At 58.1% G+C, this 18,801-nt stretch carries 15 protein-coding genes; 12 read left to right on the top strand and 3 right to left on the bottom strand.

Translation table 11 applies throughout. From position 1 onward, the window contains the following. Window positions 1–21 precede the first annotated feature (21 nt). Window positions 22–867: a LysR family transcriptional regulator gene (locus ACP15U_RS13790; RefSeq protein WP_425045722.1), complete on the top strand. Its 846-nt coding sequence runs from the start codon at window positions 22–24 to the stop codon at window positions 865–867. A 48-nt stretch (window positions 868–915) separates the two neighbouring features. Here the strand turns inward: ACP15U_RS13790 and ACP15U_RS13785 are convergent, their stop codons facing one another. Beyond that, entirely contained in the window at window positions 916–2,046 is a 1,131-nt protein-coding gene (locus ACP15U_RS13785; protein ID WP_425045721.1) for an alanine racemase, read from the bottom strand. Then, window positions 2,043–3,314 carry a D-arabinono-1,4-lactone oxidase gene (locus tag ACP15U_RS13780; protein ID WP_425045720.1) on the bottom strand — a complete coding sequence of 424 codons (1,272 nt, stop codon included), beginning with the start codon at window positions 3,312–3,314 and terminating at the stop codon, window positions 2,043–2,045. Before ACP15U_RS13780 ends, ACP15U_RS13785 begins: the two co-directional genes overlap by 4 nt. A gap of 355 nt (window positions 3,315–3,669) precedes the next feature. On the opposite strand from ACP15U_RS13780, the gene ACP15U_RS13775 reads away from it, so the two are divergent. Continuing rightward, a complete protein-coding gene (locus ACP15U_RS13775; RefSeq protein WP_425045719.1) occupies window positions 3,670–5,472 on the top strand; it encodes an amidohydrolase in 1,803 nt (600 codons plus the stop codon). Between the two features lie 596 nt (window positions 5,473–6,068). Continuing rightward, window positions 6,069–7,805 (top strand): amidohydrolase, encoded by a 1,737-nt coding sequence (locus ACP15U_RS13770; RefSeq protein ID WP_425045718.1) that lies wholly within the window; start codon window positions 6,069–6,071, stop codon window positions 7,803–7,805. 151 nt (window positions 7,806–7,956) lie between these two features. Here ACP15U_RS13770 and ACP15U_RS13765 read toward each other — a convergent pair whose 3' ends face one another. Then, window positions 7,957–9,252, bottom strand: coding sequence for a flavin-containing monooxygenase (locus tag ACP15U_RS13765; protein ID WP_425045717.1), 1,296 nt, complete (start codon window positions 9,250–9,252; stop codon window positions 7,957–7,959). A 261-nt stretch (window positions 9,253–9,513) separates the two neighbouring features. Between ACP15U_RS13765 and ACP15U_RS13760 the strand changes: the two genes are divergently transcribed. The 9 genes from ACP15U_RS13760 to ACP15U_RS13720 all read left to right on the top strand — a co-directional run bounded on the left by ACP15U_RS13760 (window position 9,514) and on the right by ACP15U_RS13720 (window position 18,799). Then, a complete protein-coding gene (locus ACP15U_RS13760) occupies window positions 9,514–9,930 on the top strand; it encodes a RidA family protein (RefSeq protein WP_425045716.1) in 417 nt (138 codons plus the stop codon). Continuing rightward, window positions 9,927–10,601 carry a DUF1028 domain-containing protein gene (locus tag ACP15U_RS13755; protein WP_425045715.1) on the top strand — a complete coding sequence of 225 codons (675 nt, stop codon included), beginning with the start codon at window positions 9,927–9,929 and terminating at the stop codon, window positions 10,599–10,601. The genes ACP15U_RS13760 and ACP15U_RS13755 overlap by 4 nt, the downstream gene beginning before the upstream one ends. 14 nt (window positions 10,602–10,615) lie before the next feature. Next, window positions 10,616–12,112 carry an aldehyde dehydrogenase gene (locus ACP15U_RS13750; RefSeq protein WP_425045714.1) on the top strand — a complete coding sequence of 499 codons (1,497 nt, stop codon included), beginning with the start codon at window positions 10,616–10,618 and terminating at the stop codon, window positions 12,110–12,112. 19 nt (window positions 12,113–12,131) lie between these two features. Then, window positions 12,132–13,058 carry a LysR family transcriptional regulator gene (locus ACP15U_RS13745; protein ID WP_425045713.1) on the top strand — a complete coding sequence of 309 codons (927 nt, stop codon included), beginning with the start codon at window positions 12,132–12,134 and terminating at the stop codon, window positions 13,056–13,058. Between the two features lie 115 nt (window positions 13,059–13,173). Beyond that, window positions 13,174–15,243 (top strand): FAD-dependent oxidoreductase, encoded by a 2,070-nt coding sequence (locus ACP15U_RS13740; RefSeq protein WP_425045712.1) that lies wholly within the window; start codon window positions 13,174–13,176, stop codon window positions 15,241–15,243. Between the two features lie 4 nt (window positions 15,244–15,247). Next, a complete protein-coding gene (argE, locus tag ACP15U_RS13735; protein WP_425045711.1) occupies window positions 15,248–16,399 on the top strand; it encodes an acetylornithine deacetylase in 1,152 nt (383 codons plus the stop codon). Continuing rightward, a complete protein-coding gene (locus ACP15U_RS13730) occupies window positions 16,396–16,650 on the top strand; it encodes a CBU_0592 family membrane protein (protein WP_425045710.1) in 255 nt (84 codons plus the stop codon). The genes argE and ACP15U_RS13730 overlap by 4 nt, the downstream gene beginning before the upstream one ends. 128 nt (window positions 16,651–16,778) lie before the next feature. After that, entirely contained in the window at window positions 16,779–17,870 is a 1,092-nt protein-coding gene (locus tag ACP15U_RS13725; RefSeq protein ID WP_425045709.1) for an ABC transporter ATP-binding protein, read from the top strand. Next, the gene (locus ACP15U_RS13720; RefSeq protein WP_425045708.1) at window positions 17,870–18,799 is read left to right on the top strand and encodes an ABC transporter permease; all 930 of its coding nucleotides are present in this window, start codon (window positions 17,870–17,872) and stop codon (window positions 18,797–18,799) included. Before ACP15U_RS13725 ends, ACP15U_RS13720 begins: the two co-directional genes overlap by 1 nt. Window positions 18,800–18,801: the final 2 nt, after the last annotated feature.

Here is an 18,801-nt window from a genome sequence, read left to right as displayed (position 1 = left end):
CAACTAATGGGTGACTTGACCATGGCAAGATCCCTACCCCCGCTCAACTGGTTTCGCGCGTTCGATGCCGCTGCACGCCACCTCAGCTTTACAGCAGCAGCTGCCGAAATCGGTATGACGCAATCTGCCGTCAGTCAGCAAATCAAAGCGCTGGAGACACGGTTGCACGTCACCCTGTTCACCAGAAAAGCCCGCGGGCTGGCATTGACCGACGATGGACGGCGGCTGTTGCCGCAAGTCAGTGCTGCACTGGAGCGGCTGAGCATCGCAACGGACATGTTCGACGCTGGCCCGACCGAGGAGGTTCTGACCGTCGCCATGTCGGTCAGTATTGCCCAATGGGTTGTGGTTCCGTGCCTCAGTGAATTCACCGAAAACCACCCGGGACTGCGCCTGCGTATCCTGAGCGCGATCTGGCCTGATGATTTCAACAGCGCCATAGCAGATGTTGAAATCCGTTTCGGGTCGCAAAAACAGGCCGGAGAAGGCGCGCAGAAACTTACCCCAAACAGGCTGGTTCCGCTTAAGGCCGCCACTCTGATCACACCGTTATCCGAGGCCCCGCTGATCGAGACTGTCGGCACATCCGACGGTTGGGCGCGCTGGAGCGAAGCGAGCGGAATAGCCGTTCAACGTCCTTCCCTGTTTGTCGACAGCTACGGGATGGCCCTTCACCTTGCCGCGCAGGGCAATGGTATCGCACTCGCCAGCGAGATCCTGAGTGCCCACGCCCAAAATGCCGGACGGCTTACGGTGGCGCACGACGTATCGATCGAAGGCAAGGAGGGCTTTTTTCTCAGGATCAACCGCCCCTCCCCCTCCGCTCGGAACTTTCGAGACTGGTTCATTTCCCAACTGAAAGCCTGAGACAGCAACGCAGTAGTGATCAAATCCGCTGCCCCTGTCTGAGCGCCATCAGCAAATCGGAAATGGGTCCATTTCCCGGCAGATGTCATTGCCGTCAAAAACGTGCACGGTTCCAAAATGTTGCAAGACGGCCTCGGATTGAGTGGGCCAGAACACGAAGTGGCCAGGAGCTTCTGCATGACGCGGTAGGCACAGCCCGTTCTGGTTCGAGGACGCATCGAAGAACGGGCTTTTTGCAAGGCCTTCCGGATACACGGGCCTGGCCATCCATTTGCCACCATAGGCAAAGCTGATGCGGTCGCGAATGATCCTTGTGCCACGCAACAAGCCCGATAGTCGGGGATGCCCGGGCAATCCGTGCAAGCAAGTCTTGAGGACCGGCGTGACAATAAACAGCGCAGGTTCAATCGCAGCGTTCAACGTCTGATCGAAATCGGAGGGTTTTAACATCAACGAACCCAGCGTGAAATCATTTGCCGGCCCGTTGCCCGGCAGTCCAAGAACCGTGTTGCTGCCTCCGGTGTTGATTATCTGACGCTGCTCCGGCGACAGGCAATTGACGAATGCACCTAGCCGGTTCATGGCGTGTTCTTGCGCCTGCGCACCACCACCCAGAAACTTTGGCAGCGCATTCACATGGGCTTCGTATCCCATCAGGCCACAGGGGATGAGCGGCGAGGTATCGCTGAGACACGCCGCGAGCTCTTTTGGGGTCTCAAACCCGCCGCGACCGAGACCAATATTCACTTCGAAAGCAACGCGCAGGCTCGTCCCGGTTTCAACCGCAAGCGAACGATATTCAGCAAGAGTTGCGGCACTGTCGATCAACCAAGTCACACGTGAGGCGTCCGGGCAGTTGTTCAGGAACTCCGCTGCTGCGGCGACGGGCATCGGCTTGCCCATGAGTGCATGCGTTGCTGGAAACCGCGCCAGAACTCTGGCGGTCAGTGGCAGATGAAATGACATGACCTGATCGGTTCCAAGCGCTTGGAATCCATGTTCCAGAAGATCCGGGACCGGCAAGGATTTGTCAGCCAAACGCAGGGCAATTCCCGTTGGCAGGTTTTCCCGCAGACAGATCAGGTTGGCGTTCAAACGCATCTGGTCAAGTACAAGGACAGGCCGATGCAAACCGGCGTTTTCACACGCGTGGATCAGAGTTTCGAAATAGCGGCTCACAGTCCCAGAAGCCTCGCAATATAAGGAGTCACGAACCGGCTTTCCGGGTCAAGCTCTCGCCGGGCTTCTATGGCCATGTCCCATTCGGGGTAGAGCGGGCGAAGGCCCGAGGCGGTGAGCGAGTGCAACTTGCCCCAATGAGGGCGACCTTCATACTTGTGAAAGACCGTTTCCACTGCACGCAAGAGGTCTTCAAAGGGCTTTCCGGCTTCGTGATGCACGGCGATCGACATTGTATCGCGTTGGAAGAACGGGCTCAGGCTCAGGTCATCCGCTCCTACGGTCCTCACTTCCATCGGAAAGTAGACCTGTGGGAATTCCTTTTCCACCAATTCTACAATTTCGCGCAATGCAATCGGGCCCATTTCCAGTGGCAGGTGATATTCCGTCTCATTGAAACGGATACCGTCACGATCGGTCGGGAAGGCCCGGTGCCAATCCTCTATGAAGTGTTCGCTGGTGTGCGATTTTATCGCCAACCCCAAGGTGAAGCGCCGCAAAGCGGGCAACCGGGCAAACAGTTTTCCTGCAAGGCGCAGTTGGGCCAGACCTTCCTGATCGCGATCTTCGGGTCTGGCAACCGGGGCCGCATCGCTTGCTTCGCTTTCCATCACCAGCGCCTGTCCCGACCCGGTGATATAGTAGAATTCCACATTCCGGCATGCATTCATCCGGGTCGTGAAGTCGTCCAGAAAATCATTGAGCGATATCGCGTATCGTTTCCGATCCAGGCGGTAGGGTTGCGTGGTTTTGACCAGCGCTTCGGTCACGATCCCGCCTGTGCCGATACCGACGGACATAGCGCGGAAAAGGTCTGTCTGGGACGCACGGTCGATTACACGTTTCTCACCTCGACCGTCGATCAAGGTCAGCTCGGACAACATCGCCGAGTAACAGCCAAACTTGAGTCCGGTGCCGTGCGTGGCCGTTGCGAGGGCACCGCCGAGGGTTTGGTCATTGATGTCGCCCATGTTTGAGAACGCATGGCCCAGTTCATGCAGTCTCGTGGCTATCGCACCGAGTTTTCCTCCTCCGCCGATCCTTGCCTGATCGGACCCTTCCGGTTCGACGTGATCAAATCCGTCCAGAGATACGAGTGTTCCACCCTCGACCGCCGCGATCGGTGTAAACGAATGGCCGGATCCAACCATGCGGATCACGCCAGCGGTATCCTTGACGACGGCGCTCAGTTCCCCTTCGGAGGCTACCGCCAACTGACGCGCCGGCCTTGCAACAGCGCTGCCCGACCAGTTTGACCACTCTTTCAAGGTAATTCTCCCGTGTTTTCCGGCATCCACTGACGGGAAACTACCGCCAAAAATCCTGCACCGATACCGCTTTGTCGCTAACTTTCAGGCATCACATGCAATACACTGGATGTGCCTTTGTGGCCCACCGGCAGCCATGTGTCTATCGCCAGCCGAATGCCCCCCCGGTTGGCCTTGAAACAAACGCCGACAATGCTCTCAATTGCAGGAGTTCACAGACTAGCGGCGTCTCCAGGACTGACCGAATGACGAGTTTGACCTGCGCTGAAACAGAGTCGCGCATTCCATTCCTGTTGGACCAACTCATAATGCCAGCTATCTTTGCACAAAGGCTTTATTGGGAGGGAGTTTTTGGATGTCGCATAATCTCAGACTTCTCTGGCTGGCCGGTTTCATGCTTTCAGCAGCGGCCGTGAGCGCACAGGACACTGCCGACACAATTTACTCCGGCGGGCCGATCCTAACGATGAACGACGCGCAACCCAAAGTGGAAGCAGTTGCGGTCAGGGACGGGCGGATTCTCGCAGCGGGGGCGTTATCAGATTTGTTGGCGCATCAAGGCGACACGACAGAAATCCACAATCTTAACGGGCGGGCGATGGTTCCGGGCTTTGTCGACAGTCACGGGCACGTAGTTTTTGGCGGCCTTCAGGCCCTGTCCGCAAATCTGCTTTCGCCACCAGATGGCGCGGTGACGGATATTGCCAGTCTGCAACAGACGCTGCGCAACTGGATCGATGAAAACAGCGATGCCGTTGAGAAAACTGGCGTTATTATCGGCTTCGGCTATGACAACGCCCAACTTGCGGAACAGCGGCACCCAAACCGCGATGAACTTGATGCGGTCTCGCAAGACCTGCCCGTCATCATTGTTCATCAATCCGGCCATATCGGCGTCGCGAACTCCAAGACGCTCGAGATCGTGGGTTTTGACGCATCAACAGCAGATCCTGCAGGCGGAATCATCCAGCGCGATACCAACGGCGAACCGAACGGAGTTCTCGAAGAATACGCATTTTTTGGCGCTCTCGTTCCCGTCTTGTCCAAACTGGGTCCGGAAGCCTTCGAAGAATTTGCAGTTGCAGGTTCAGAGCTCTGGGCGAGTTACGGCTATACCACCGGGCAGGACGGGCGGTCCTCAGGACCCAGTGTCGAGGCGCTGAAAGCCATGGCCAAGAAGGGTCGAATTGCAATTGACGTCGTCGCGTACCCGGACGTTCTAGAGGCCAGGGACTACATCAGAGACAATGCGTCCAAGTCATATGAAAATCGCATTCGGGTTGGAGGCTGCAAGCTGACAATTGACGGCTCTCCTCAGGGCTTTACCGCCTTGCGCGATCGTCCCTACTACGACCCGGTTGGCGATTACCCGGCAGGTTATGCGGGCTACGCCGCAGTCAACATGGAAACCGTTCAGGATGCCGTGAACTGGTGTTACGAGAACGAATTTCAGATCATCACCCATGCCAATGGTGAAGGGGCCTCGGACATGTTGATCGCAGCAATCGAGGCTGCACAGGAAACGTATGGTGACCCCGGAAACCGGCCTGTCCTGATCCACGGTCAGTTCCTGCGCGAAGACCAAGTCGATGCCTACCGCCGGATGGGTGTGTTCTTGTCGTTGTTTCCTATGCACACGTTTTACTGGGGTGACTGGCACCGAGATCACACAGTGGGTCCAATCAATGCCGAGAACATTTCACCAACTGGCTGGCTGATCGAAAGAGGGATGATGTTCGGGTCGCATCACGACGCCCCAGTTGCGTTTCCGAACAGCATGCGAATTCTTGACGCCACCGTAACTCGCCGCACGCGGTCGGGAGACATCCTTGGGCCCCGGCACCGGGTCGACGTCATGACAGCGTTGAAATCGTTGACAATCTGGCCCGCTTGGCAACATTTCGAAGAACAGGACAAAGGTTCAATCGAGATTGGCAAACTGGCCGATTTCGTCATTCTCTCCGACGACCCGACGGCTGTTGACCCGGAGAAACTTGACGAGCTCAGTGTGATTTCGACCATCAAGGAAGATTTGGTGATCTACGAGATCGGCGACGAGACAAGAAAGGGTGAAATTCGACGATCTCCCTTCGTGAGCGATCCTGTGACGGCGCATCAGTTTCTTCACGCGATGTATCAGGCAACCAGCGTTGAATGACGTATGCGTCGCAAGCCTCACGCTTTTGCGTGATCCAAAACGGCTGTTTTTCACCGTCTTGCGATTGATAGAGATGACCGGCCGTTTCGCCTGAATTGAGATCGATGCTGCGATCAGTGGGACCGATGCGCAATTTGCGCATTTCTGGCGATCGATCACGCGAACATGATTGAGGGGCCCGCGAAGCGCAGGAATCCATTCAAGAGACATCGTATCCCTCCTGGGATCATGCCTATGGCGGTACGCTGGTACTGCTGAGTAGCCTGATCTGACTGGTCCAAGTTGATTTTTTGGAGCAACATTGGCCTTTGACCCATTGGGATGGTGATCTCCGGGGCTGGTGGGCGATGGCCCAGAGCAGAGTCCCGCAAAAAACGGCTTTGATCGAGTTGCGGGCGAAGCCGCCATTGTCTTCACTTGCAACTTTTAAAAATCGGAAACTCGAGATCGCGCTAAACGCTGACTTTTTTGTGTTCCATTGTCAGGCAAATTCGCCCTATCCAAGCCACTACCCAATTGCCGTGGCGGGTGAGCACAAATTGAGTAGACGATAGCCTCTCCGATCTTACTTTGGTGGCAGTTTTTTAGAGCGGACAATGACTCGGTTCTCAAGTTTCTTGGCGGCGACCTTTCTGGTAGCGAACTCAGCCTTTGCACAAAGCGCTGACATAGTTTTCACGACTGCCAGAGTTCTGACCGTGGACGAAACCACCCCAACCGCCGAAGCAGTGGCCGTGACCGGAAACAAGATCACCTATGTCGGTGATGTGGCGGACGCCGAGGCGATGGTGGGGGACAACACCGAAGTCTTCGATCTCGGGGGCGATTCCCTCTTGCCGGGCTTCGCGTCAGGCCACGATCACATTGTTGCCTCCGACTGGACTTCGCGCGGTATCAGCCTTTTTGGCGTCGATACGCTGGAAGAGGCCCTGGCGACCATCAAGGACTACGCAGACGCGAACCCGGATGAGGAACTGATCCTAGGCTATGGTTTTGATCAGGTGTCCTTTGGCGGCTGGCCGACCAAAGAAGACCTTGAGTCTGTTGTTCCTGACCGTCCCGCCTTTATCCTCGATTTCACCATTCATGACGTCTGGATGAACTCCAAGGCATTCGACGCCGGGAAGGTCGATCCTGATGAATCCGACCAGGTGCCTGGCGTGATGTTCTGGCAGCGTGATGCTGGTGGCAAGCAGACCGGGATCGGGATCGAGTTCCAATTGGCTTCCGCCTTCCGCAGCGCAGGCGCATGGGACCCGGCCGGAGAAATCCCCGACATTCAGAAGCGGCTCTACGATCAGGCGGTCAAGACCGGCATCACCGCCGTTCACGTGCCTCTCCTGGCAATGCCGACCGTCACCGATCTGTCGCTTGTGAAAGAGGACGAGAAGCTGGTGATGGCGCATCTGCACGAGCTTGAAAAGAAGGGCGACCTGTCGATCCGCACATTCGTGGCAACCGGGTTCAAGGACCCAAACGCACGGGCAGATGAAATCGTCGGGCATACGCTGGATCTGCGCGAACAATATGACAGCGGCATGTTGCGAATTTGGGAAATCAAGATTCACCCCGAGGGCAACTGGAGTTCGCAGACCACCTGGATGATGGAACCCTATACCGACGGCACATTCGGAGGCGCTGCCATTGAGGGATCGATGATCACCTCGGTCTACCTGCAAGCCAACATGGCCGGGTTGCCTGTCGGCACCCATGTGGACGGCTCGCAGACGGTTCGAAACGTGGTGAATGCCATTATGACGGCCCGCGAAGCTGGCTATGACGTGCCGAACAACCTGCTGCACCACTATTTCTGGGTGTCCGATCTGGATCACGAGACGGTCATCGGAAACGAGATCATGGTGAACACCACCCCCATCTTCAGTGTCGACTGGGAAACCCAGGACGTGAACGCGCCCGATCTGTTGGGCCGGGCTCGGGTCGAAGCCACTTTTGCCCGCTACTCTTCACGGATAGCCCTTGGCCACAACGTGTCGATCTCCTCCGACGTCCCGTCTTCTCCAATTGATCTGATCGGCCCGCTTCTAAATGTCGAGATCGCCATGACATTGCAGGATCCGCTCAACGAAGAGTCCAAGCCCTTCCCGTTGTCACGCAAACCGGCGTCTCTGGAGGAGTCCCTCAAAGCGGTCACGATCTATCCGGCGGCCCAACAGCGGATGGAGGACAAGATCGGCTCTATGACAGTCGGGAAATACGCGGACCTCGTCGTTCCTGATCAGGACATTACTCAGGTCATCCCAGGGGAAATCTCGAACATCAAAGTCTTGGGAACGATCATGGATGGCCGTTTCACCCACCGTGAGGGCCTCTGAGTTTGGGTGTCCAAACGATGCACAATCTGATCAGTGGGACTGTCGTCGCAACAGCCATGGCAGCTCCCTCAATCACAGTTGCGGACGTCGCCTTCATCGCAATCCTGACTTTCGCCACCTGATCCGTGTTTTTTGTTCCGTATGCTTCCGGTTAGGCCTCTTTGAGAGCTGCAACATGTAAATTCTTGGTGTTTGACTCTGCTGGCTGATACGTTTCATAGGCATGCTGAATGGCGATTTGATCCGCGATGAATTTGGCATCGTGCCAGACCCCCCAAATGAAAGATGAGCCGCGCCGCGACTGCCAAGGCAACCCGAGGAAGTATACGCCGGGCTCACGCGACACACCGCGCTGGTGCAATGGCCGTCCGCGCTCGTCGAAGGTGTCGACCTTCAGCCAGCTGTAATCGACAGCGAAGCCCGTCGCCCAGAGGATCGTGGTGATTCCGGCCTGCTGCAAATCAAGCTCGCGTGTCGGATCTGTCAAGCACGCAGGGTCGGGCCAGCGCTTGCGCTCCTCGGGGTTTTCGGGAAGGTCAAGGCCGTGGCGCGCAACGTAGGCATCGGCCTCCTCCAGCAAGGCCAGGTGGTTTGCATCACCGTTCGCAATGTTCTCGGCCAAATCATCGGCAAACCGGACCGTTCCGTCCTTGTAGCTTTCCGTCAGGCCCAGCAGATGCATTCCGCCTGCGGCGAAGCGTCTGAAATCCACAGTGCGTCCGCCATTAGCGCCACTGACCGCAATGGTAACATGTTCTGTGCCGGCTCCTGGCGTTTGCATATCCCACTTGCCCAGCACGCCGAGCCACCACACGAAATCGCGCCCGCGATAGCGCCGCGGTGGACGGTCATGCGCGCCGATCGAGATATAGACCTGCCGTCCTGCCTCCATCAACTCTTCAGCAATCTGGGCCCCGGATGACCCCGCGCCAACAACCAGCACAGCCCCCTCGGGCAGTTGTTCAGGGTTGCGGTAGTCATTGGAGTGCATCTGATGAACCGGTGCATCGGACGGAACGAGCGGCGGAATGGCCGGGTTCTGGAATGCTCCGGTAGCAGCTATGACATGACGGGCTTCAAACGCGCCATCACTGGTCATTATCCGGAAGCCGCCCCCGTTTGAGGTCCGCTCGACATGTTCGACGGTGACGCCGCAGCGCACCGGTGCCTTGATCTGTTCAACGTAGTCCACAAAGTAATCTGCGACGGCTTCCTTAGGGATGAAAGCGTCATAATCCGGGTCATCGAAATCGCGATTTGGAAAGCGGTCATGCCAGGCAGGACCGTTGGCAACCAGAGAGTCCCATCGTGCCGAGCGCCATTTTTCCGCGATGCGATTGCGCTCCAGCACGACATGCGCAATCCCGTGATTGCTCAAGTGCTCGCTCGCGGCAATGCCCGCCTGGCCGCCCCCAACAACAACGGTGTCTACTTTTTCCACAGCCATGACATCCCCTCCAGGGTTTCAACTTGCTCCGACCGTAGGGGGCGCGCGTCAGTTGCGAAAACAGTAATTCATTCAGCACTGCTTAGGCTGAACCTAAAGCCGGGAAATCCTCACCCGGCCGAAGCCTGCTTAGGCACACCCTAATCGCAAATGAGGGACTCCGTGCTTTTTCATTGCATCAATTCAAATATTCCTGACGCTACGCCTGAAAGCCGACATACGACCTCTTGTTGGTCCGTCACACATAAAGAGGGAGCTGGCATGACCCATACCCGAATTCGAAAGTTCAACACATCGGACACCTACCCCGAGCAGAACCTCGACAACGATCTGTGTCAGGCTGTTGTCACCCAAGGCGGCAAAACGGTCTGGCTGCGCGGCCAATGCCCGCAAAATCTTGATGATGCCGTAAACCTGGACAGTCACGACCCTGTAGCGCAGACCCACAAGGTGATGCAGAACATCAAGCAACTGATCGAGGAAGCTGGCGGCCAGATGGAACATCTGGTCAAGGTCGTGGTCTATATCACAGATGTGCGCCATCGCGAGGCCGTCTATCGCACCATGGGGGAATACATCAAAGGCGTGCACCCCGTTTCGACAGGGTTGGTCGTGCAAGCCCTGGCGCGCCCTGAATGGCTGGTCGAGATTGACGGCACAGCGGTGATTCCGGAATGACGTTCTCGCTTGTGGCCCGCTGCTCCGACACAGGTATGTTCGGTGTCGCTATCTCGTCGTCTTCGCCTGCCGTTGCGGCGCGCTGTTCCTACACGCGGGCAGGCGTTGGCGCAGTGGCCTCCCAGAATGTGACTGACCCGACACTGGGGCCGCTCGCGCTGGATCTGATGCAGGGTGGCATGACTGCGGCCGAGACCATTGCAGGTGTGCGCGATCAAGGCCGTTGCATCGAATACCGGCAGGTTTTGGCCGTGGACAAGAACGGCCAGACGGCCATTCACTCCGGTCCCAACTCGCTGGGAATCTGGACGCAGGCGCAGGCCGAGAATGTGGCATCAGGCGGCAACCTGCTGGCCAATGATGCTGTGCCTCAGGCCATCGTGGAAGGCTATCTCGCCGCCACGGGCCACATAGGCGACCGTTTGATTGCCGCGCTGCGCGCAGGGCTGGCAGCGGGTGGCGAAGCCGGGCCCGTGCATTCCGCAGGTCTACAGATCGCAGACAAGGTCAGCTGGCCTGTAGCCGATCTGCGCTGCGACTGGACCGAAGACTGCCCAATCGAGGCAATCGCTACGGCTTGGGATGTCTACAAGCCCCAGCTCGACGCTTACATCCAGCGCGCTCTTGATCCGCAGGAGGCACCTTCCTACGGCGTGCCCGGCGACGATTGAACAAAGGAACCAACATGCTTGATCACACCCACCAGGAGTGGAAAACCCGCGCATCCGGGCTCGATTTCCGGTGCCAGGCCTTTATCGACGGCAGGTTTGTGGATGCGGCTTCTGGCAAGACCTTTGACAGTGTGAACCCTGCGACGGGGACGGTTTTGGCTCAGGTGGCGGAAGGCGATGCAGAGGATATCAACCGCGCAGTTGCATCGGCAAGGCGCGCTTTCGAGGCGGGCCACTGGTCGCGCATGCCCCCCGGTGACCGCAAGGCGGTCATGTTGAAGCTCGCTGATCTGATCCGCAAAAACCTTGCGGAAATGGCTCTGCTCGACAGTCTGGATATGGGCAAGCTGATCACCGATGCCGTGACCGTCGATGCCCCCGGCTCTGCACATTTCTTCCAGTGGTATGCCGAAGCCATTGACAAGGTTTATGATGAAGTGGCCCCGACAGGCCCCGGAGATCTTGCGCTGGTGCGCCGGGTGTCTTTGGGTGTGGTCGGCGCGGTCACGCCTTGGAATTTCCCGCTCGACATGGCCACATGGAAAGCGGCGGCGGCTTTGGCCGCAGGCAACTCGGTCGTCTTGAAGCCCGCCGAACAATCCCCGCTGTCTGCCTTGCGCCTTGCCGAACTGGCCGCCGAAGCAGGCGTGCCCGACGGGGTGTTCAACGTTGTTCCGGGCTTTGGGCACATCGCAGGCCGCGCGCTGGGGCTGCATATGGATGTGGATTGCCTTGCCTTCACTGGCTCAACCGCCATCGGCAGGAAGTTCATGGAATACTCCGGCCAATCCAACCTCAAGCAGGTCTGGCCCGAAACGGGCGGCAAAAGCCCTAACATCGTGTTCGCCGATTGCGACAATCTTGAAACGGCAGCCGATATGGCGGCATTCGGCATCTTCTTCAATCAGGGCGAGGTCTGCTCGGCCAACTCGCGGCTCTATGTGGAGCGCGCCATAAAAGACGACTTTGTCGCCATGCTCAAAGAGCGCGCCGATGCGATGCAGCCGGGCGATCCGCTTGATCCCGCCTCGAAGATGGGCGCGATTGTCGATGAAAAGCAAACCGCAAGCATCATGCAATTTGTCGAAGAGGGCAAAACTTCGGCAAACCTCGTGACAGGTGGCGCGCGTGTCACGGTGGATGGCAAAGGATGCTTTGTTCAGCCCACGATTTTCGACGAGGTCACGCAAGAAAATCCGCTTGCGCGCGATGAAATCTTTGGGCCAGTGCTGTCTGTCATTGCCTTTGATACCGAAGATGAGGCGGTGAGCATGGCCAACGAGTCCATCTATGGTCTTGCCGCCTCAGTCTGGACCGACAACCTGAGCCGCGCCTGCCGCATAGCGGACAATCTTCATGTGGGAACAGTTTCGGTGAACACCGTCGATGCGCTCTCTGCACAAACCCCCTTTGGCGGTATGAAGCAATCAGGCTTCGGGCGCGATCTGTCCTTGCATTCGTTTGACAAATACACAGCGCTCAAAACAATCTGGATCAAGTATAAGGCCTGACGCCGAAGGATAATCTCTCATGCTGCGCTTCACCCTGCGCCAATTGGAATATTTCGTTGCAGTTGGCGAGATGGGCAGCATTGCGCTGGCCGCCGAAAAGGTCAATGTGTCCTCGCCCTCTATCTCGGCGGCGATCAACCAACTTGAGCAAGAATTCGGCCTGCCGCTTTTCGTGCGCCAGCACGCGCAAGGACTATCGCTCACGACAGCGGGCCGCGAAATGCTCAAGCAAGTCAAGATCGTATTGCAGAACGCCGAAAAACTGATCGACCTCGCAGGCGACATTTCTGGCAATGTGCAAGGCCCGCTTTCCATCGGTGGGCTGTTGACCTTTTCTCAAGTTGTCCTGCCCTCCCTCAGGGCCAGTTTCGAGAAGCTCTATCCCACCGTGCGCGTCAAGCAGCATGAGCTGGATCAGGCGCAGATCTTCAGCAAGCTGCGGCAGAGCGAGATAGATGTCGCCATCACCTACGATCTAGAACTGCCGAGCGATCTCAAGTTCGAGCCGATCGCCTCGCTGCCGCCCTATGCCATACTGGGCGCGGGGCATTCGCTTGTCGGACGCAGCAGCGTCACCGTGCAAGACCTTTTGCCCCATCCGATGGTGTTGCTCGACCTGCCCTTCAGTTCGGAATACTTCCTCTCTTTCTTCGGCGCAGCCGGGCGCAAGCCAATCATCGCCGAACGCACACGCGATATGGCCGTGATGCGCAGCCTTGTGGCCAACGGGTTCGGGTATTCCATCGCCAATGTGCGCCCCTTGAATGACCTCTCGCCCGACGGCAAACCCCTGCATTTCGTCCCTCTCGAAGGCGAGGTGCGTCCGATGCAGATGGGCCTATTGTCATCGCGCGAAGCAGACAGCGTCAGCGTGATCCGCGCCTTCATCGAGCATTGCAAGTCCGAGCACCAGAGCGGGCGTATCGTCGGTCTCAACACGGGCTGACTGACCCAAGCTTGCGCGTTAGTCCTGCCCTAATCAGGGATTTAGTATCGCTGTCTGTCGCCTGCCCGTCCTGCGCGCTAGCTTGCCAGAAAGCCAGTTTTCAGGAGCCATCCCCATGCGCGATCCCCGCTATGATATCTTGTTCGAGCCGATGGATATCGGACCTGTCACATCGAAGAACAGGTTCTATCAGGTGCCGCATTGCAATGGCGGGGGCTATCGTGACCCATCGGCTGCAGCAGAGATGCGCGGGATAAAATCACAAGGCGGCTGGGGCGTTGTGTTTACCGAGCAGTGCGAGATGCACCACACCTCGGAGATAACGCCCTTCATCGAGCTGCGCCTTTGGGAAGACAAGGACATCCCGATGTTGCGCAATATGTCGGAGAAGATGAAGGAACATGGCGCGCTTGCGGGCATTCAACTAGCCTACTCGGGAATCAACGGCCCGAACCTTTATACCAAGGAAGTCCCGCTGGCCGTTTCTGCCGCCCCCATTCGCACCTTTACCAACGATCCCGTGCAGGCCCGCGCGCTCGACAAATCCGACATCCGCGACCTGCGCCGCTGGTTTGTAAATGCAGCCAGGCGAAGCAGGGATGCAGGCTTTGATCTGATCTGCCTTTATGGCGCGCATGGCTTCGGGATCTTCCAGCATTTCCTCTCCCGCGCCACCAACCAGCGCAGCGATGAATACGGCGGAAGTCTCGAAAACCGCGCGCGGTTCGTGAACGAGGTGATCTCCGATATGAAAGACGCCGTTGGCGACACCCTGGGCATTACCTTGCGTGTATCGCTCGATGAGACCATCGGCGATCTTGGCTTTTCCAACGCCGAAGTGCGCGATTTCATCGAGATGAATCGCGATTTGCCCGATCTTTGGGATCTGGCGCAAGGCACTTGGGAAGATTGCTCTGGTCCGTCGCGGTTCAAGGATGAGGCCGCACAGGAACAGCTGGTGCGCGGCATTCATGAGCTGACGGACAAGCCGATCGTGGGCGTGGGCCGTTTCACTTCGCCGGATGTGATGGCGAAGATGGTCAAATCCGGTACGCTGGATTTCATCGGCTGCGCGCGCCCGTCGATCGCCGATCCGTTCCTGCCCAAGAAGATCGAAGAAGGCCGTATCGAAGACATCCGCGAATGTATCGGCTGCAACATCTGCATCACCGGCGACATGACCATGTCGATCAGCCGCTGCACGCAAAACCCCACTTTCATGGAAGAATGGCGCAAGGGCTGGCATCCTGAAAGGATGAATGCCAAGGGTGGCAGTGAAAACGTGCTTGTCGTGGGCTCCGGCCCCGCAGGGCTTGAGGCGGCGCGCGCGCTGTCCGAACGTGGCTATGACGTGGCCATTGCCGAGGCGGGCACCGAAATCGGCGGGCGCGTGACGCGTGAACGCGCTTTGCCCGGCCTCTCGGCTTGGGGCCGCGTTGTCGATTACCGCGAATACCAGATCAGTCAGAAACCCAATGTCGAAACCTATTTCGACAGCGAGCTGGATGCAGACAGCATCCTCGAGTTCGGTTTCGAGAATGTCTGTCTCGCCACGGGCGCCAAGTGGCGAGCGGATGGGGTCAGCCGCCAGCATGTCGTGCCGATGCCGATGGATGACGCGATGCCGATCTTTACCCCCGATGACATCATGTCGGGCAAAAAGCCGAGCGGCAAAGTGGTGATCTATGACGACGATCACTACTACATGGGCGGCGTGCTGGCCGAGCTGCTGGTCTCCGAAGGGTGTGACGTGACAATCATCACGCCCTCCGCTTATCTTTCCGACTGGACGGTCAACACGCTGGAGCAACATGCCATTCACAAGAAACTTGCTAAGATGGGCGTGAACATTGTGCTCAACCGTGGTGTTACCCAAATCGCCTCAGGCCATGTCGTATCTGATTGTGTCTACACTGGAATGACCCAGGACTTTGATTGCGGCGCTGTGGTCGTCGTTGCCTCCAAGCTGGAGATCAACGGCGTTTACAACGCGCTGAAAGAACGCGAGGCGGAGTGGGCCGATGCGGGCATCAAGTCCGTCAAACTGATCGGCGACGCCAACGCACCCGGCCCGATCGCATGGGCCACCTATGCAGGCCACCGCTATGCCCGCGAGCTGGACGGGGAAGACATCGGTGACGCACTGCCCTTCCGCCGCGAAATCACGGAACTGGCCTTGGATTGATGCGATGTCGCTGACCCTTGAAACACTGGAGCGGCTTGTCGGTTTTGAGACAGTCAGCGCCAAACCCAACGCGGAAATCATCGCTTACATCGAAGATTTCCTCTTAGCACGCGGCGCGCGCTGCGTGCCGCTGCCTTCGCCTCAGGTGGGCAAACTCGGACTTTATGCCGAGATCGGGCCTGAGGGGCCACATGGTGTGCTTTTGTCGGCCCATACCGATGTCGTGCCCGTCGAAGGGCAGCCCTGGACGCGCGCGCCCTTTGCCTTGAGCCGCGAGGGGACGCGCCTCTTTGGGCGCGGCACAACAGATATGAAAGGCTATGTCGCCTCTATGCTGCACGCGGCAGACCAGGCGGCAAAGTCTGACCTTAATGAACCACTCAAGCTCATTTTCTCTTACGACGAAGAAATCGGCTGCGTCGGCATTCAGGAAATGATCGGCAGGGTGCCTGATCTGATCGGCAGTCCGCGCGCCTGCTTCGTCGGCGAGCCGACAGGGATGCAGGTGGCAATTGGGCACAAGGGCAAGGCCGCACTGGAAGCTGTGTGCACCGGACAGGCGGGGCATTCCTCGCTTGCGCCCCGGTTCGTGAACGCGCTGCATCTGGCCGCCGACATGATCGCAGGGCTGCGCGACGTGCAGGACTGGTTTGCGCGGAACGGCGCGCGGGATGAGGCTTATGATGTGCCTTTCAGCACAATCCACGTTGGCAAGATGGAAGGCGGCACAGCGTTGAACATAGTGCCGGAGCGCGCGAGCCTGACATTTGAATTCCGCCATCTTGCGAGTGATGCGCCGGAGATGATCATGGCGCGGATCACGGAGGTGGCGGGCCGCGTAGGCGCGCACTATCGAGACCGCTTTGACGGGGCTGACGTCTCGATCACCCAGCTCAACGCCTATCCGGGCCTCGACGCGCCCGCGGCGTCTGAGGCATCGCAGCTCGCAGCGCGGCTGCTGGGCACGAACGACACCACGAAAGTGGCCTTCGGCACGGAGGCCGGATTTTTTGACGCGCTCGGCGTGCCCACAATCGTCTGCGGCCCCGGCTCGATGGCTGGACAGGGCCACAAGGCGGACGAATTCATCGAGCTTGCCCAACTGGAGGCCTGTGAGCGGATGCTGGACGGCGTGGTCAAGGAGCTGAGCGCATGATGGATGATCTGCACTGGGCCGACATCGTCGGCCTTTTCGGTTCGGTCTTTATCATTGTCGCCTATTACTTTGCGACACGGGGCAAGCTGAAGGCCGATGAAATGGCGTTCAACCTCTGGAACATTCTCGGCGGATCGCTTGTAATGGTTTCACTTGTTGCGCGGCCGAACCTCGGGGCGATCGTGATCGAGGTCATGTTTCTGTTTATCGCGGCAACCGCAGTGTTGAGAATTCTGCGCGCAAAGCCATGATTTCATAGCAATCCCATCCTTGCGGGCGCTTGTTAGGTTTTGCCTAACGGAAGCTGAGGAAGACGATGCTTACCGGGCGACGAAACGCCACATAAGGTTCCCGGATACTCACCGCAGGGGGGCCGGACGTGTCGCAGCAGACAACGAATGCTATTGATGTGCGCAACGCCGTGAAGCGCTACGGCGATTTCACTGCGCTCAAAACGATTTCCCTTTCCATCCATGACAATGAGTTTTTCACTCTTCTGGGGCCATCGGGCTGCGGCAAGACAACGTTGCTGCGCATGATCGCGGGGTTCGAGGACGTCACCGAGGGCGAGATTTTCCTTTATGGCGAAGAGATTGAAAACCTTCCCCCGAACAAGCGCCCGGTGAACACGGTATTTCAGAACTACGCCCTCTTTCCCCATATGAATGTGATGGAGAATGTGGGCTTTGGCCTCGAAATGCTCGGCAAATCCAAGTCCGAGGCACGCAAGCGCGCAGGCGAGATCCTCGAGCTTGTGCAGCTCACGCAATTTGCAAACCGCAAGCCATCGCAACTGTCTGGCGGCCAGCAACAGCGTGTCGCACTGGCCCGCGCCCTGGCACCGCAGCCCAAGGTTTTGTTGCTCGACGAGCCGCTCTCGGCACTTGATCTGAAGCTGCGCAAGGCGATGCAGCTGGAGCTAAAGCATCTGCAACGCGAAACCGGCATTACCTTCATCTTTGTCACCCACGATCAGGAAGAAGCGCTGACAATGTCCGACCGCATCGCCGTCATGTCGGCGGGTGAATTGCAGCAGCTCGGCAAAGCGCGCGACATTTACGAGCGCCCCCGCAACATGTTTGTGGCCGATTTCATTGGCGAGACGAACCTTCTGGAAGTCACGATGGACGAGGTGCGCGAGGGCCGCGCCCTGTGCCACCTTGGCGGCGGGCACGCGCTCACCTGCGACGCGGTGGATGAAGTCAAACCAGGTGCAAAGGTGCACATGTCCGTGCGGCCCGAACGGCTCTTCCTGTCGGAAAAGGCCGTCGAAGACGAAAGCCTGGCCGCAACTGTCAAGGAAAATGTCTTCGTCGGAACCGACATCACGACCATCGTCACCCTCAAGGACGGGCCGGAGTTCAGCATTCGCACGTCCAATTCCGAACGTGGCAACCGGCGCATTTTTGAAACTGGCAACGATGTGTTTGTCAACATGGAGTATGGGGCCGCGCGGCTCCTGGTGGACTGATGGCAGGCGGAGCAGCAAGCGGCGGTAGCAGCCAAGGCGACACATACAAAGAAGCCCGCAACTGGCTTCTGGCGCCTGCTTGGGTGACACTGATCATTCTGGTGCTGGTGCCGGTCCTCCTCATGCTGGTTTACTCCTTTTTGACAAAGGAGTTCCGCGGCGGCGTCATCTGGGAGTTTTCCTTTGCCGCCTACGAGCAGTTTTTCTGCGATCGAGGGCTGTTCGGCGATGAGCCTTGCACCATCGAGTGGACCTATATCACCATCTTCTGGCGCTCGATCTGGCAGGCCGGGCTGGCCACTTTACTCAGCTTGCTGATCGGCTTTCCCACCGCCTATTTCATCGCGACACGTCCAGAGAACGTCCGCCCGCTTTGGGTCTTCCTGATCACCATCCCCTATTGGGTCAACCTGCTGATCCGCACCGTTTCCATGCGCTTCATGCTGCGCGAAGAAGGGCCGCTCAACAATGCGCTGATGTGGACAGGTTTAACCGACAACCCGCTTCAGATGATCAACACCAACTTCGCCGTGCAGGTCGGGCTGTTCTACTCCTACCTGCCCTTTATGGTGCTGCCCATATATGCCGCCGTCGAGCGCTACAATTTCTCGCTCAGCGAAGCTGCGTCCGATCTTTATGCCTCCAAATACACAACACTGCGCCGCATCGTGCTGCCCGCCGTGCGCCCCGGCGTGGTAGCGGGCTGTATTCTGGTGTTCGTGCCTTCCATGGGCGCCTTCCTTGCGCCCGATCTCTTGGGCGGCGCCAAGAATTTCATGATCGGCTCGCTGATCGAAGAACAGTTCAAAGGCAACGCCGGCAACTGGCCCTTTGGTGCTGCGGCCTCGATGATCCTACTAACGCTCGTTTTGATCATCCTGATCCTCTACGCCCGCCAGCAGGCGCGCCCTGAAAAGCGGGAGGGCTAGGC

The sequence above is a fragment of the Primorskyibacter sp. S87 genome (assembly GCF_049801055.1).
Classification (GTDB): domain Bacteria; phylum Pseudomonadota; class Alphaproteobacteria; order Rhodobacterales; family Rhodobacteraceae; genus JBNAGF01.
The sequence above is the reverse complement of the archived record's forward strand: the minus strand, read 5'-3'. Positions and strand labels throughout refer to the sequence as shown.